The following is a 16,360-nucleotide window of genomic DNA, read 5'->3' on the forward strand; positions in this document are numbered from 1 at the left end:
CGCTTCTTTGATTATTATCATTTGATCGGTCGATACCATACTTACCGCTATCTCGCCGGCCAAATCAATTGACCTGCAATCCGGCTCCCGTGTTTTTCGAGAATCCGGCCCGTTCAAGATCCCGTTCGGGATATTTCAGCGTCCGGCTCGATAGGCCCGGCTGCCGTGATCTGCCAGACTGGAAAGCAGGTCGCGGGCGCGCTCTGCCGCACCGGCAGCTCACCATACTTCTTGACGAAACCCCTCCTGGATGGATTCCTTGTGACATGAACGAAGCACGAACAGAGAGCCAGCTGCCTGAATTGGCCAATGGCCGCGTCCATGAGATCAGCGGCGCGGCGGCGCTTGCCTTCGGCCTTGTGTCAGCGCACCGGGGCACCGTGCTGATCTGCGGTTCGCCGGCACAGGTCGCCTCGATCCATCCGGAGGGCGCGGCGCATTTCATCGATCCGCGCCAGATCATCACCGTGCCCTGCCCGTTGCGGGCGGATGCGCTGTGGACGGCCGAGACGGCGCTGCGCTCCGGTAGTGTCGATTGCGTCATGGCGATCCTTGGCCGTACGCCCGGCCTGACGGAGCTGCGCCGGCTGCAACTCGCTGCCCAGGACGGCAAGGCGCTCGGTCTGTTGCTGACGGAACAACCGGCTGCGAACAGCGCTGCGGAGACCCGCTGGTACTGCCAGCCCGCCCTGTCGAAAACCCCGGACTCGACTCTTCTGCGCCTGTCCCTGTATAAGAACAAAAGGGGAACGATGGGCCACTGGATACTCGATGTCAAAGGCGACAAGGATACTCTCGATCTACATGCCACGCCTGTCCGTGAACCGGATGGGACGGGCTGGCATGCCCGTCGATGACTGCCTGTTTGCGGTCACGGCAGAGGACAAGGGCGCGGTCAGGCTTGTCTGCGTCAACCTTGCCGGCCTGAAGGCGGGGCTCTCGCCCGGTATGACCCTCGCCGATGCGCGGGGCATCGCCCCCGATCTCGTCACCCTGCCGGAGGAGCCGCAGCGCGACATGGCCTTTCTGAAAGCGCTGCAACGCTGGGCCGAGAAATTCTCGCCCTGGACCAGCTGCGACGGCACGGACGGCCTGCTGATCAACATCACCGGCTGCGCCCATCTGTTCGATGGCGAAGAGGCGATGCGCCGGGCCGTGCTGGAGGAGTTCTCCGACCTGCAGGTCGAGGCCGCCGCCGGCATTGCCGACACCAAGGGTGCGGCCCGCGCCGTGGCCCGCTTCGGCCTCCGGCCGGGCACAGGCGGGGCCGGCATCATCCAGCCGGGCGAGACCCGGGCGGCGCTTGCCGCCTATCCGATCGAGGCGCTGGGGATAGACGACAAGACCATCTTCGAGCTGAAGCGCCTCGGCCTGAAAACCATTGGCGAGCTCTATCCGCTGAAGTCAGCCGAGCTTACCCGGCGCTTCGGCTTCGGCCTGCTCAGGACCTTCGAGAAGCTGATGGGCGCAACCGGCGACCCGGTCATTCCGGCCTCGCCCTTGCCCGGCTTTGCCGCCCGCATCTCCTTTCCCGACCCGATCGGCCTGCAGGACGATGTGGAGGAAGCGCTACGCCGCCTGATCGCGCAGGTCTGCAAGCGGCTGAGCGAACAGGGTCATGGCGTGCGCGCCCTGCGCCTGAGCTTTCAGCGGGCGGACAAATCTGAAGGTCATCTCGATATCGGCCTTGCACGGCCCTCGCAGGATGCCGGGCAGATCTTTCGCCAGTTCAGGCTGAAGCTCGGCACGGTCGATGCCGGTTATGGCATCGATATGATGCGCCTGCAGGCGATTGCGACCGAGCCCTTCCGCCCCGTGCAACAGCGCTTTGCAACGGCGGAGGAGCGCAGCCAGCTCGATGAGCTGATCGCCACCCTCGGCAACCGCCTCGGCTTCGACCGGGTCCTGTCCTGGGAGCCGGTGTCGAGCCATCTGCCCCACCGCGCCTTCCGCTTCGTCGAGGCGGCGGGGGCGCCGGTGACGCCGTCCTGGGCGAGCCGGCCGCAGAAACGCCCGCTGATGCTGGTCGGCCATGAGCTTGTCGAGATCATCGAGCCGGGCCGGCCGCCGCAGGCATTCAAATGGCGCCAGGATGCGTTCGACCTTGCCGGGGCGAGCGGCCCGGAACGCATCGGCCATGAATGGTGGAAGGGCGCGGACAGTGGCGCGATCCGCGATTACTGGTCGGTCCAGACGAAACAGGGCATGAGGCTGTGGCTGTCGACCCGGCCAGACGGGAAGCCTCCTTCATGGGAGGTGGCGGGGGTGTTTCCGTGACCTATGCCGAGCTCGACGTCATCTCCAACTTCACCTTCCTGACCGGCGCATCGCATACGGAGGAACTGGTCGAACGTGCCGCGGCGCTGGGCCTGCCGGCCATCGCCATCGCCGATACCAACACATTTGCCGGTATCGTGCGCGCCCATGCCGCCGCCCTTGACGCCCCTGTCCAGCTTCTCGTCGGCACGCGCATCGTGCTCGAAGACGGCCAGCGCTTCATCGCCCTGCCGCGTGACCGTGCCGCCTATGGCCGTCTCTGCCGCCTGCTGACGACGGGCAAACGCCGCACCGGGAAAGGCGCCTGCCAGCTCTTCGCCGACGACCTTCTGGAATGGGCGGAAGGCTCGATCCTCATCGCGCTCGAGGCCGGTGAAGATATCCTGAAAGAACTGCATATGCGCTACCCGGATCATCTCTATCTCGCCCTCTCGCCGCATTATGACGGCTATGACACGGAGCGGTTCGAGGCCCGGACAAGGCTGTCGGAAAACCTCGCCATCCCGCTTGTCGCCACCGGCAATGTGCAGATGCATCGCGCCGCGCGCAGGCCGCTCGCCGATGTCCTCACCTGCATCCGCGAGCGCTGCACCGTCGACCAGCTCGGCCACCGCGCGCTGCTCAATTCAGAGCGCCGCCTGAAAAGCCCATTCGAGATGCACAAGCTGTTCAAGGCCTGGCCCGACGCCGTCGCCAATACCGGCGTGATTGCGCAAGCCTGCACTTTCTCCCTGTCGGAACTGAAATATGAGTACCCGGACGAAATCACCGACGGCCAGCCGCCGCTGGCGCGCCTGCGCGACCTGACCGAAGAAGGGCTCCAGCACCGCTATCCGGACGGCGTGCCGCTCAACGTGCAGGCCATGGTCGAGCGCGAAATGGGCCTGATCGCCAGGCTCGACTATGCCCGCTATTTCCTGACCGTCCATGACATCGTCAAATTCGCCCGCGACCAGGATATCCTGTGCCAGGGGCGCGGCTCGGCGGCCAATTCCGTCATCTGCTATGCCCTCGGGGTCACCTCGATCAGCCCGGAGATCATCACCATGGTGTTCGAGCGCTTTGTCAGCGAGGCGCGGGGCGAGCCGCCGGACATCGATGTCGATTTCGAGCATGAACGGCGCGAGGAGGTGATTCAGCATATCTATGAAAAATATGGCCGCCACCGCGCCGGTATCTGCGCGACGGTCATCCATTTCCGCTCCAAGGCCGCGATCCGCGAGGTCGGCAAGGCGATGGGCCTGTCGCAGGATGCCGTCGCCGCGCTCTCCTCGCAAATCTGGGGCTGGTCGGACGGCGCGCCCTCGGGCGAGCGCCTGAAATCTGCCGGGCTCAACCCGGCGGATTCGCGCATCGCCATGACCATGCGGCTGATCTCCGAGATTATCGGCTTTCCCCGCCATTTGTCCCAGCATGTCGGCGGCTTCGTCATCACCCGCGGGCGGCTCGACGAGCTGGTGCCAGTCGAGAATGCCGCGATGGAGGACCGCACGGTCATCGAATGGGACAAGGACGATATCGACGTGCTCGGCATGCTGAAGATCGACGTTCTCGGCCTCGGCATGCTGTCGGTCATCCGCAAGGCGTTCGACCTCCTCGAAGACTGGAAGGGCACGCGCTACACGCTGGCGACGATCCCGCAGGAGGATGCGGGCGTCTACGAACAGATCTCGCAGGGCGACACGACCGGCCTGTTTCAGGTGGAAAGCCGGGCGCAGATGAATTTCCTGCCACGCATGCGCCCGCAATGCTTCTACGATCTCGTCATCGAGGTCGCGATCATCCGCCCCGGCCCGATCCAGGGCGACATGGTCCACCCCTATCTGAAACGCCGGCGCGGCGAGGAGAAAGTCGTCTACCCCTCGCCGGAACTGGAAGAGGTCTTGAAGCGCACCCTCGGCGTGCCGCTGTTCCAGGAACAGGCGATGCAGATCGCCATGGTCGCGGCGGGCTTCGACCCTGGCGAGGCCGACGCCCTGCGCCGGGCCCTCGGCGCCTTCCGCAAGGTCGGCAGCGTCTCGGACTTTCATGACCGCTTCATCGCCGGCTGCCTGAAGCGCGGCTATGACCGGGACTTCGCCGAGCGCTGCTTCAAGCAGCTTGAAGGCTTTTCCGGCTATGGCTTCCCGGAAAGCCACGCCGCCTCCTTTGCGCTGCTCGTCTATGCCTCAGGCTGGCTGCGCCATCATCACCCGGAGGTCTATTGCGCGGCGATCCTGAATTCCCAGCCCATGGGCTTTTATGCCCCGGCCCAGCTCGTCGCCGATGCGCGCCGTCATGGCGTCGAGGTCCGCCCCGTCGATATCAATGCCAGCACCTGGGATTGCGCGCTCGAGCCCGATGGCAGGGGCGGCCTCGCCGTGCGGCTCGGCTTGCGCCAGATCAAGGGCTTCAAACAGGAGGACGCGCAATGGCTCGCCGCCGCGCGCGGCAATGGCTACCGCGATGTCTCTTCGGTCTGGCGGCGGGCGGGGCTGTTGAAGCCTGCCCTCGAAAAACTCGCCATGGCCGATGCCTTCGCCTCCATCGGCCTCGATAGGCGCGAGGCGCTGTGGCATGCCAAGGCCGTCGATACCGCAAGGCCGATGCCGCTGCTCGACCATCCCCTGTTCGAGGACGAGATGCGGCCGAGCAATCTGCCCTCGCTGTCCCATGCCGAGGACGTGTTCGAGGATTTCATCAGTGTACGCCTGTCGCTGAAGGACCACCCGGTCAAGCTCGTCCGCCGCCAGGTCCGGGGCACGACCCTGCCCCATGACCGCCTGCGCGACATCCCCCAGAACCAGACGGTCAGCGTGCTCGGCGCAGTCATCACCCGCCAGCGCCCGGCAACGGCGAGCGGCGTCATCTTCGTCACCCTGGAGGACGAGACCGGCACGTCCAATATCATCGTCTGGCCGAAAGTGTTCGAGCGGTTCCGCCGCGAGGTGATGCAGGGCCGGCTCCTGAAGATCACCGGCAAGGTGCAGAAGGAAGGGCTGGTGGTGCATGTCATCGCCACCGGCATCGAGGATCATTCCTGCCTGTTCGACCAGCTGGGCGACGGCAACAGCATCGACATGACCTGGTCCTCCCAGGACGAGGCCAGGCGCCCCGTCCCCGACCACCGCCAGAACGCGCCGCGTTATGCCAAGCCGCCCGAAAAGCCGCCGGCCATGCACCCGCGCGACCAGTCGAAACGGCTCTTCGCCAGCCGCGATTTTCGGTAAGCGACGGCTTGACCAGCGGACGGATTATGCACGCATAAATTCGCCAAGGAATACCAACGCCTTGACGGTACGCTCACAAACCTGCCCCGGGCGCCTGGTAGATCAGTGTCAGGCTCTATCAGGCGCGGCCGAACGAACCAGCCCGCCCGGTAGAATTCCTCCCCGCTATGGCGAGCATGGTCCTTCTTGCCGCCACAGACGACGGAACCCGTGGCGCACTAATCTCAGCTCACCGGCAACAGCAGCAAGATCTCGGAGGTCTTAGCCATAACCTGACCCGCTGGAGCCGGATCCTCCGGCGGTATCGGCGCGTCTTCCGGCCACAGGGCGATCAATTCATTGATTTCAGCGACAACATTTGCCGAGATATCCTCAGGTAATTTCGCGGCGGCGGCGCGTGCCACGATGGCGAAGCCCCACGCATCCTGATACTCGCCAGGGTCAGATACAGCACCGTCGGTTATCGCGATCGTGTATTCCTCGACAATGACATTCATCAGATAGCGGATGATTCCGGCGGGATCGCCACCGGCCTTTTCGGCCATCATGGCGAGGTTTTCCTCGGCGGCCTGCAATTGCGGTTCGATTTCACTGGCAGGTCGGCCCTCTTCGAGCGCCACCGATACCTGTTCAAATATCGCCGGCTCAAACCCCAACGCATCAAGGCCGGCCCGTTCCGCCTCGTGCGTTTCGGAGACCGGGTGCAGAAGATGCGGTGCCGCCGCTTCCGGCTGCCCGGCGCGATAAAGCGCCAGACCTGCCTGCACGTGGCCGGACATGAAGGCGAGACGATGCTCCAGGGGAAGCGTCGCCATATCCATGCCGGCTTCGCCGCCCTCTCCTTCGCCGCCTTCTCCTTCACCCATCTCGCCGCCTTCGCCTTCACCGGCATAGGCAGAGGTTTCCGTGGTGCCGGCTTCACCGCCCGCTTCACCGGCGGGAGCTTCGATCTGGCTCTCGGCGCCCTCACCCTCGCCTTGCTCGCCGCCCTGTCCGCCATTGCCGCAGCCGGCGAGAGCCGTCGTGCCCATCAGCGCAGCGGTAACGCCAAGTCCGGTCCATTTCTTTAGTATCGGGTTCATGTCACTCTTCTCTTCTTGCGATTTTCCGGCAGGATAGTCATGGACAACCCCATTTGCAATTGATTATCAATCTGACACCATGCTAATTACGATTTCATCCCTGTTGAACCAGACCGAACTGGCAGAAACCCGCGATGCTCTTGAAACCGTCGAATGGTCGGACGGCGCAAAGACGGCTGGCCGCACTGCAAGGAACGTCAAGCAAAACCGGCAGGCCGATCTCAGTGGATCACGCGGCCAGGCCCTGCACGAATTGCTGCTGAGAAAGATCAGCGGCCATCCCGTGCTGCAGGCCGCCGCGCGGCCGGCAAAATTCTCGCGCCTGCTGATCAGCGAGACGGCTGACCATGGCGGCTATGGCGATCATACGGACAATGCCCTGATGGGCAGAGGTGCGGCCCGTATACGGACCGATTTGTCATTCACGCTTTTCCTGTCCGAACCTGCCCGCTACGAAGGCGGCGAACTGGTCATCGATATGCCCGGATATACGCAGGCGGTGAAGCCTGATGCCGGCGATCTCGTCCTCTATCCGTCAGGCACGATCCACCAGGTCGCGCCGGTGACGAAAGGTACGCGCATTGCCTGCGTCGGCTGGTTACAGAGTCTGATCCGCGATGCCGCCTGCCGGGAAATCCTGTTCGACATGGAAAACCTGCGGGCCAGCCTCCGGGCCAGCCTGCCTCAGGGCTCACGGGAGCTTCTGACCCTCGACAAGTCCATCGCCAATCTGGTTCGGCTGTGGGCCGAAACCTGAGATCAGGTCAGCGCCAACCGGCCCGATCGAAGATACGGATCGCTTCTGCCTGATTGCGGCCAAGCTCGACCGCGTTGATATCGTCCTCCTCGAACGACCCCAGCTGCACGACGGCAGACGACACGGCGACACCGTCGACCACGGGATATTCATTGTTGCCATTGGCGAAGTATTCCTGCGCGCCGTCCGTGGTCAGATATTCTATGAACCGGATCGCGTTGTCGCGATTCGGCGCGCCCTCGACGACACCGGCGCCGCTGATATTGACATGGGTGCCATAACCGCCCTGATCAGGGAAGATCACCCCGATCTGGTCGGCGATCCCGTTCAGCGTCGCATCATCAGAAGCGGCGTAGCGGGCGAGATAATAGGTGTTTATGACCGAGATCGCGCAATCGCCATTGGCGATGGCTTCGATATTGCTGGTGTCATTGCCCTGGGGCGGGCGGGCGAAATTCGCCACCACCCCGTTGGCCCAGTCCTGCGCTTCTTCGGCGCCGTAATGGCTGATGATCGAGGCCATCAGGGAGATGTTGTAGATATTGGAAGACGACCGCATGCAAATCTTGCCCTGGTGCACCGGATTGGCGAGATCGGCATAGCTGGCCAATTGCTCAGGCTGACCGTCCTCCTTGTTATAGACGATCACGCGGGCCCGCTTCGACAGGCCGAACCAGAGCCCATCCGGGTGGCGCAGATTGGCCGGGATGCGCTGTGCGAGAATGTCGGAGTCCACACTGTCGAGGATACCCGCCTCTTCAGCCCTCCAGAGCCGACCGGCATCGACGGTGATCAGGATATCGGCCGGGCTGTATTCACCCTCGCTCACGATCCGTTCGATCAGGGCGTCGGCCCCTGCCTCGATCAGATTGACCTTTATGCCGGTCTGCTCGGTGAAATCCTCATACAGAGCAAGATCGGTGTCGTAATGGCGCGAGGAATAGACATTGACATTGCCGGACACCTCAACCGCAGGCGCTTCTCCGTCCTGCGATGGCGCAGCCTGTTCAGTCGATTGTCCACAGGCGCCAAGAAATGCGGCGCCGGCAAGCAGGGTTAGATACGTCGTCTTCATGATGTCAGTCCTTCAACACTTTCGCGGCAATGTATTGAGAATTATTGTCATTCGCAAGTCCTGCCCCGAACCTATCGGGGTTCGCCGTCAGGATAGGCAAAAATACTCCCCTCAAGCGGCTCAAGCCGGACATGATCGCCGATCTTGACGGCAGAGGACCGGTCCGCGATCACACGCAAAATCTGCCCGTCCTGCGCCTCCACATGCACGAGCAGTTTTTGACCGCCCAGCCGTGTGTCGAGAACGGGATAACCAGCCATGTCCTGCTTCACGGTCAGGGCATCGGGCCGGATCACCAACCGGACCGGCCCCATTCGGGGGGCGTCTCCATGCAAGCATGACATTGGCCATTCACCGAATGCGTGGGTGAGGGTCGCCCCGGACAAATCTGCCTTCAGGCTCTGTCCGCTTCCGAACATGGCCGCGATCTTCGCCGTGGAAGGATTATCGAAAACATCTTCCGGCGTGCCGGTCTGCTGCACGACGCCTTCCTCGAGGATGGCAATCCTGTCGGCCATCTCGAGCACTTCCTCGGGATCATGCGTGACCATCACGCCAATCATGCCGGTCCGGCGGATCATCCGGCGCGCCTGCTCGCGCAAGTCGCGGCGCAATTGCGTGTCGAGATTGGCATAGGGCTCATCGAACAACAGAACTTTCGGTTCCGGCGCCATTGCGCGGGCCAGCGCCACACGCTGACGCTGCCCGCCGGACAGCGTATGCGGCAGGCGGTTTTCAAACCCGACAAGGCCAATCATGTCCAGAAGTGCGGCCACCATTGCCTTTCGCGTCGCCGCCGGTCCGGTCAGGCCGAAGGCGATGTTCTGGGCAACGTTGAGATGGGGAAACAGCGCGCCTTCCTGGAAGACCAGCCCCACGGGCCGCTTCTCCGGCGGCACGAGCCGACCGGGCGCGCTTAATGGCTCGCCATCCAGTACCACGGAGCCGGACTGCAGCGGCAACAGCCCCGCCGCCAGCCGCAGCAGTGTCGTCTTGCCGCATCCCGATGGACCGATCAGGCAGGTTACCTCTCCCGGCATGGCTCTCAGCGTGACATCCCGCAGGGCTGTTCTGTCGGCATAGGCATGACTGATATCGTTGAATTCCAGCACTCTCGGACTCTTGTTACGAAAACTGACATTTGTATGTCGGACTAAAGCTGATAGGGATGCAAATGAAAAGCATAGTCAACTCGCCGTCCGGAGCCAGGTCCCTTTCGTGAAACGCTTACACGAAATCATATCCCTTTCGAAATGGCTCAAGGCACTGCCGGTCGCAGCGATAACGGCCTGTGTCGCCATTCCCATAGTCGTCATTCTCGCTGCCCTGTTCGCCCCCGATACCTCGGGCACTTGGGGCCATCTGGCCTCTACTGTTCTGACGGAGTATGCGGCCAATTCGCTGATACTCATGGTGTCGGTCGGGTTGATAACCATAGTGATCGGGGTCACCTCTGCATGGCTCATCGCCGCAACCGAGTTCCCGGGGCGGCGCCTGTTCAGCTGGATGCTGATCCTGCCGCTGGCGGCCCCAGCCTATGTGATCGCCTATACCTATGTTGACCTGCTTGCGCCATACGGACCTGTTCAGGCCTTCATCCATTCCCTGCCCGGCCTTTCCGGGGTAGACATTCCCTCGGTCCGCACCCTTCCCGCAGCGGTCCTCTTCCTCAGCCTTGTTCTGTATCCCTATGTCTATATGCTGGCGCGGGCGAGCTTCGAAACCCGGGCCGGGCATACGTTCGAGGCGGCGCGCATGCTTGGCGCCTCGCCGGCGAGCGCCTTCCGGCGGGTCGCCCTGCCTGCATCGCGTCCGGCCATCGCTGCCGGCGTCGCTCTCGTCATGATGGAAACCCTCGCCGATTTCGGTGTCGTCGACTATTTCGCCATCCCGACACTCAGCACCGGGATATACCGGACCTGGATCGGCATGGGCGAAAAGCTGGCAGCCCTGAAGATAGCCGGCGTCATGCTGCTCTTCGTCTTCGTCCTGGTGACGATCGAAAGCGCCACGAGGCGCGGTCAGGCATCCATGGGCGAAAGCAGCAGGCCGTCCCGGCTGCTCCTGTCGCGCAGCCATAAGATACTTGCCTGCCTTGGCTGCCTTGTCCCGGTGCTGCTTGGTTTCATCATCCCTACCACTGCCCTGCTGGCCTTCACGATCCAGAGCGGCGACAACCGCCTTTCCGACTTCGTCGGTTATGCCGTCAACAGCGTCACGGTCTCGTCCCTCGCATCGGTCTGCGCCGTCTTGCTTGCCGTCATCCTGGCATATGTCCAGAGGCGTAGCACCGGCTGGCTGTCGCGCTCGACAATCAGGCTTGCAACCATGGGCTATGCCTTGCCCGGTATCCTGATTGCCATCGGCATCCTCGGCTCGACTGCCGGCCTCGACCGCTTCCTCACGGGGCTCGCAAGTGAGCATCTTGGCTATCGCAGCGGCCTCGTTCTTTCCGGCACGCTTGTCCTGCTCGTCTATGCCTATCTCGTCCGCTTCCTGACAGTATCCTACAACAGCGTGAACGCCGGCCTGTCTGCCATTCCGCACGCCATCGACGACGCGGCGAGAAGCCTTGGCGCCTCCCCCCTGTCCCTCACGCGCCGGATCCATGCACCGCTGATGATCCGCAGCCTGGGTGCCGGCCTGTTGTTGGTTTTCGTCGACAGTATGCGGGAGTTGCCCGCCACCCTTATCCTGCGGCCATTCAACTTCGAAACCCTCGCAACCCGGGTCTACAGGCTGGCGAGCGACGAAAGACTGATGGAGGCTTCGACATCGGCGCTCACCATCATTCTGATCGGGATCATCCCGGTCCTGCTTCTCAATCGCCTCGGCTCGGTCAGCCGCAAGCCCGCCCTCTACTGAACCATTTCAGGTGCCGGTGCGCGAGAAGATAAGGACGGAGGGGCCTTGGCCCCTCGGTTTCCACAAGAACCGTCTCTATCTCACGTTTCTCCAGGTCGGTATGGCGATGAAATTTCCTACTTCTCGAGAGCGCACGCGCTGTCGTGACGACTCCAGCGCCAGAAATGGGATGCGGCGAGGATCGTTGCACCGGCAAGCGTGAGTAGAACTTCCCGATCTTCGAGCGCCGGCACGGAGGCGGCGAGCGCCAGCACGACAAGCCCCATTATTCAATAAAAAACCAACCAGCGACAGCCATCGTCGGAAGCCTCTACCGCAAGTATGGCGGTTCTTGACCGGGCACGCACTGGCCACTATTGATACTGGCAGGACAAACATGTCGAACTGATTGACAGGTAACGGTCCGGTTACCCGGAGGACATCGTGCCTGATCCGGACATTCCCGAAATTAAACGCGCAAGCCTTGCCGACGACCTTCTCGAGGCACTGGAAACACCGGTCCTGATCCTCGATGGCAACGGCGCCCTGCTCCGGCTCAACCGCGCTGGCGAAGCCCTTACCGGCTACACCTTGGACGAGGTGACCGGGCGCCCGATCTGGGAGTTCCTGATTGCCGACGATGAAATCGAGACCGTCAGGCGCCAGTTCCTGGGCTGCCGCGCGGGAAACGGACCAGTCAATAATACGCATTTCTGGATCGCAAGGGACGGCCGGAAGCGGTTGATGCGGTGCCGCCACACAGCCCACCGGACCGACGCCGGTGAAACCGGCTACGTCCTGGTCATCGCCACCGATATCACCGATCAGCGCGTGACCGAGGAGAAGCTGACCAAAAGCCGCTCCTTCCTGCAGTCGATCATCGATGCCTCGCCTGTTGCCGTCATCACCATCAACCAGGAAGGCATCATCCTCAGCTTCAGCCGTCAGGCAGAGGTCACTTTCGGCGGAAAAGCCGAGGACGTCATCGGCCGGAACATCAATATCCTGATGCCGGAGCCTGACCGCTCGCGTCATGACGGTTACCTCGGACGCTATCTGGAGACGGGCGAGGCCAGGATCATCGGACAGGCCCGTTCTTTGAACGCCATGCGGCTGAACGGAGAGATATTCCCGGCTGTCCTCCATGTCAGCGAATTTCAGAATGGCGAAAACATCTTCGTCGGTTTTATCGAGGACGTCACCGACCAGCGTGCTGCAGAGCGCCAGCTGTCGGAAACCCAGGCCCAGCTACACCACACCGGCCGGCTAGGGGCCATGGGCGAGATGGCGACGACCATCGCCCACGAACTCAACCAACCGTTGACCGCCGCGTCCAGCCTGATGGGTGCAGCCCAGTTGACGCTGGAGAAAAACACCGACGAGCGCTCGGCCAGGGCGATCGACCTCCTCGAAGACAGTGTCAGCGAGATCCGCCGCGCGAGCGATATCATCCGCCAGATGCGGGATTTCGTCCGCAAGCGGAAGACAGCGCCAAGCCTGTACGATATCAACCAGGTCGTGACGGAGGCGAGTACCATCGCCCTGATCGGTGCCGAAGCGGAAGGCATATCGGTGACCAAAAACCTGCAGCCAGACCTGCCGATTTCGATGATCGACCGGATCCAGATCCAGCAGGTCGTCACCAACCTCATCCGCAACGCCATCGACGCCATGACCGCTTCGGCCGAAAGGCACCTGACAATCGCCACCGGCTATCGGGACGGTATGATCGAAATCACGGTAGAAGACACCGGTCCCGGGATAGATGGCGCTATCCTGCCGAAACTGTTCGAGCCCTTTCTGACAACCAAGGAAACCGGCATGGGGATCGGCCTGTCGATATCCAAGTCCATTGTTGACGCACATCAAGGCAAACTTTCTGCAATAAACAAGAATACGCGCGGCTGCATCTTCACGGTCAGCCTTCCTGCAGGAACCCGGAATGGACTATCCAGTCAGTAAACCAATCTATCTCGTCGATGATGATCCGGCGGTCCAGCGCGGCGTTGCCGCCCTGCTGGTCGCGGCAGAATACGCGGTCACGGTGTTCGATTCCGGCGATGCTCTGCTCGCGTGCATGGACGAACTGGACTTTCAGCAAGCGATCGTACTCGCCGATGTGTGCATGCCCGGCATACAGGGCCTGGAATTGCAGGCAAGGCTGGTGGCCGAACGGCCCGGCGCCAGGGTTATCGTGATGACGGCCCATGGCGACGTGCCGATGGCAGTGCGCGCCATGCGTGGCGGCGCTGTGGATTTCCTCGAAAAGCCCTTTTCGGCAAGAGAAGTCACCACCGCGCTCGATCGCGCCTTTGCAATCGTGCCGGCTGCCTCCCCCGCGCCGGTCACGGTCAGCCCGGTATGCGCCGCAAATTACGGCAGGCTGACCCCGCGCGAGCGCGAGGTGCTGGGCGAAATGATCGAGGGCAACACGAGCAAGCTCATTGCCCGCAATCTCGGCCTCAGTCCGCGGACCGTCGAGGTCCATCGCCAGAAGATCATGCAGAAAATGCAGGCCCGCAGCTTTGCAGAACTGGTCCGTATGGCGGTCGATCTCGACCTGTCGCGATGACGGCGCCAGGCCGACTACGTAGTTACCCGTAGTCCTGCCGCGTTTCCCGCACCGGTGCGGCGACGCAATCCCGGATTTGTTTCCCGCTTACGTATTCGTCCCGATTCCCGGGCATGGCTCCAATGGGATGTAATAGGCAAGAGAGCCGGGACGCCAGCTTCCCCCGGTCAGGAGAGACGAAATGGCCGCGCTTCAAGCCCGACTGCCCATGCGTAACCCTGTCCCGTTGCAGCCTGCCCCGACAATCGAGACCGCTTCGGTGATCCGTCGGGTCAAGGCGGGTGAGACGATCTATTTTGAAGGCGACGCCGCCACCTGCTGCTACCGGGTGGTTACTGGCTTCGCAAAGGAATACTCCATCCTTGAGGACGGCAAGCGCCAGGTTCTGGACTTCTACGGGATCGGCGAGATGTTCGGTATTTCCCAGAGCGAAAGCCATCTGCATACGGCCGAAGCGATCACCGATTGTACCTTGCGCTGTTTCCAGCGTGACGCCTGGCTGCACGCCGTGACGGCATCTCCCGATCTGTCGCAGAAATTCATGAACACGCTCATGACACGGCTGCACCGTTCGCGCGAGCGTCTGACCATGCTGGGCCGGATGAGCGCAACGGCGCGCATGGCACTGTTCCTGATGCGGCTGGCCGAAGAACAGAACAGCGAGCAGGATGTCCGCTTTCCAATGAGCCGGCAGGATATCGGCGATCACCTCGGCCTGACCATCGAGACCGTCTGCCGGATACTCACGGATATGAAGAGGCGCGGTATCATCACTGGGTCCACTGCCCGCCTGTTCTCCATCCCGGACATGGACGCGCTCGGCCTGCTCGCCCATGGCGACGCCAGTATCTGACACCCCGCTGCCCCGAAGTTCCGCCCCCCCCCCCCCCGAGAGCCGGAACGCAGAAAAGGCCCCTGCCACAAGCAGGGGCCTCATTTGTTCTCATTTCCCGTATCCGACCCGAACGCTGCACTAAAAAACGCCGCAGTTCCTTGCTGAACATTATTGCCTGGCGTGAGAGTCCACGCCGACAAGGCTGCGGATACAGTCCAGGGTCGCGGCCAAACCGCATTCTGTATTGACGATCGCCCAGTCATCCGGGTCTCTGCCATGTTCCAGCTGGCGGGAGAGCACTTGCGCCGTGGCATCCGAGGCGCCCTGCGGTCGGGCCGCGATCCGGCCGAACAGCACGCTTCGCGGTGCCGTCAACCACACGCCCTGAAGGGGCACGGCCTCGCGCTGGCTAAGGGCCTCTACTCTTTCCCGCTCTGCATCGTCGAGAAAGGTCGCGTCGAGAATCACCGGCCACCCGGCCTGCAAGGCTTGGGCACCATCCTCATACAGACGGTCATAGACCCGGGCCGTGATCGTCCTCGAATAGCCGTCCTCGGCGAGGCGTTTTTCCGGGTCCTCGCCAAGCATCCGTTTGCGGATCTCATCGCTATGCAGGATGACCATCCCCGCCGGATGATCCGTTTGCAGTGCAAACGCCCTCGCGGCAGTAGACTTGCCGGAACCCGAATATCCTCCGAAAGCAAAGAGGGCCACCGGATCGCGCCGCTCGATCAACTCCAGCGCCAGGTCGAGATAAAGTCCCGCCCGGCCCGCTGCCTTTTCCGGCTGCGAGGGCAGGCTCAGCACCATGGCCCGCACCCCGGCGCGCAACGACAGGAAAAGAGGCAGGAGCGCGAGCCCGGCATAGTCCCGCGTCTTCCCGAGATAGCGATTCATCAGGATGTTCGCGAGATCGCGGCGGCGATAGCAGATGAGATCCATCAGCACGAAGGCGAGATCGTAGAGCACGTCGATCCTGGCAAGCTCATCATTGAACTCCACCGCATCGAACGGCGTCACCTCGCCCTGAAAAAGGCAGATATTGGCGAGGTGAAGATCGCCATGGCAGTGCCGCACAAGGCCGGCGCGGCGGCGCGCCTCCAGCAGGCTGCGACAGGTCCGGTATGCTGCAGCGGCAAGATCACGCCAGCGGGCAATATCGTGCGACCGCTCCGTGCCGAGCGCATATGCCTGCAGGCCGGTGGCGATTTCCTCGATCACCGGCTCGACATCCCCGGCCGCGCCGTCGTCGCTGATCCTCTCTGCATCGAGGTGAAAGGCCGCAAGCCTGTCGCCGAGCCGGCGCATCATGGCGTCGTTCAGCCGGTCATGGGCGATCAGCTCGTCGAACTGTCCGCCTTCGTCGAAGCGCGCCATTTTCACCGCCCATTCCGCGACCTCACCCTGCCCGTCCCAGGCAATGCCGTCCGGTCCGCGATAGAGCGGCACGACGCCGTGATACATCGCGCCCGCCATCGGCCGGTTCACGGCAATCTCGTTTTCGCAGGACCGGCGGCGCCGTTCCAGGCTGGACAGATCGGCGAAATCGTATCGTACGCTGCGCTTGATCTTGTAGACCAGATCGCCGGCGATGAAGATATGGGAGAGGTGCGTGTCGATCTGACGGACCGCAGCGCCGCCATGGTTATCCTCACTTGCCAGGAAGGCAACAATATCTTTCTGGCTTTCTGCGGCCATGGCGAAAATCT

12 protein-coding genes are annotated in these 16,360 nt (G+C 62.6%); 8 read left to right on the plus strand and 4 right to left on the minus strand.

Translation table 11 applies throughout. The features are described from left to right. Positions 1–266: 266 nt before the first annotated feature. From IEV88_RS10100 to IEV88_RS10110, 3 genes are read left to right on the plus strand one after another with little or no spacing between them, the layout of a single operon-like run. Entirely contained in the window at positions 267–857 is a 591-nt protein-coding gene (locus tag IEV88_RS10100; protein ID WP_188158566.1) for an ImuA family protein, read from the plus strand. Continuing rightward, on the plus strand, positions 805–2,277 hold the full coding sequence (locus IEV88_RS10105; protein ID WP_188481215.1) for a Y-family DNA polymerase: 1,473 nt from the start codon (positions 805–807) through the stop codon (positions 2,275–2,277). The genes IEV88_RS10100 and IEV88_RS10105 overlap by 53 nt, the downstream gene beginning before the upstream one ends. Next, positions 2,250–5,486, plus strand: coding sequence for an error-prone DNA polymerase (locus tag IEV88_RS10110; RefSeq protein ID WP_188158564.1), 3,237 nt, complete (start codon positions 2,250–2,252; stop codon positions 5,484–5,486). Before IEV88_RS10105 ends, IEV88_RS10110 begins: the two co-directional genes overlap by 28 nt. Before the next feature lie 224 nt (positions 5,487–5,710). On the opposite strand, the gene IEV88_RS10115 is transcribed toward IEV88_RS10110, so the two are convergent. Next, on the minus strand, positions 5,711–6,568 hold the full coding sequence (locus IEV88_RS10115) for a 4-helix bundle domain-containing protein (RefSeq protein ID WP_188158563.1): 858 nt from the start codon (positions 6,566–6,568) through the stop codon (positions 5,711–5,713). Positions 6,569–6,647: 79 nt separating this feature from the next. Here IEV88_RS10115 and IEV88_RS10120 point away from each other — a divergent pair, with 79 nt between their 5' ends. After that, complete coding sequence (locus IEV88_RS10120; RefSeq protein WP_188158562.1) at positions 6,648–7,325, plus strand: Fe2+-dependent dioxygenase; 678 nt, start codon at positions 6,648–6,650, stop codon at positions 7,323–7,325. A gap of 7 nt (positions 7,326–7,332) precedes the next feature. Here IEV88_RS10120 and IEV88_RS10125 read toward each other — a convergent pair whose 3' ends face one another. Both IEV88_RS10125 and IEV88_RS10130 read right to left on the minus strand, forming a co-directional pair. Next, positions 7,333–8,400, minus strand: coding sequence for a Fe(3+) ABC transporter substrate-binding protein (locus IEV88_RS10125; protein WP_188158561.1), 1,068 nt, complete (start codon positions 8,398–8,400; stop codon positions 7,333–7,335). A 71-nt stretch (positions 8,401–8,471) separates the two neighbouring features. After that, on the minus strand, positions 8,472–9,512 hold the full coding sequence (locus IEV88_RS10130) for an ABC transporter ATP-binding protein (protein ID WP_188158560.1): 1,041 nt from the start codon (positions 9,510–9,512) through the stop codon (positions 8,472–8,474). A gap of 106 nt (positions 9,513–9,618) precedes the next feature. Between IEV88_RS10130 and IEV88_RS10135 the strand changes: the two genes are divergently transcribed. The 4 genes from IEV88_RS10135 to IEV88_RS10150 all read left to right on the plus strand — a co-directional run bounded on the left by IEV88_RS10135 (position 9,619) and on the right by IEV88_RS10150 (position 14,669). After that, complete coding sequence (locus IEV88_RS10135; protein WP_229731450.1) at positions 9,619–11,265, plus strand: ABC transporter permease; 1,647 nt, start codon at positions 9,619–9,621, stop codon at positions 11,263–11,265. A gap of 423 nt (positions 11,266–11,688) precedes the next feature. Continuing rightward, entirely contained in the window at positions 11,689–13,206 is a 1,518-nt protein-coding gene (locus IEV88_RS10140) for a PAS domain S-box protein (RefSeq protein ID WP_188158559.1), read from the plus strand. Further along, complete coding sequence (locus tag IEV88_RS10145; protein WP_188158558.1) at positions 13,187–13,816, plus strand: response regulator transcription factor; 630 nt, start codon at positions 13,187–13,189, stop codon at positions 13,814–13,816. Before IEV88_RS10140 ends, IEV88_RS10145 begins: the two co-directional genes overlap by 20 nt. A 181-nt stretch (positions 13,817–13,997) precedes the next feature. Next, positions 13,998–14,669, plus strand: coding sequence for a Crp/Fnr family transcriptional regulator (locus IEV88_RS10150; protein ID WP_188158557.1), 672 nt, complete (start codon positions 13,998–14,000; stop codon positions 14,667–14,669). 150 nt (positions 14,670–14,819) lie between these two features. Here IEV88_RS10150 and IEV88_RS10155 read toward each other — a convergent pair whose 3' ends face one another. After that, on the minus strand, positions 14,820–16,349 hold the full coding sequence (locus IEV88_RS10155; RefSeq protein ID WP_188158556.1) for a bifunctional aminoglycoside phosphotransferase/ATP-binding protein: 1,530 nt from the start codon (positions 16,347–16,349) through the stop codon (positions 14,820–14,822). Positions 16,350–16,360 lie beyond the last annotated feature (11 nt).

It is taken from the genome of Aquisalinus flavus (genome assembly GCF_014640095.1).
Classification (GTDB): Bacteria; Pseudomonadota; Alphaproteobacteria; order Caulobacterales; family Parvularculaceae; genus Aquisalinus; species Aquisalinus flavus.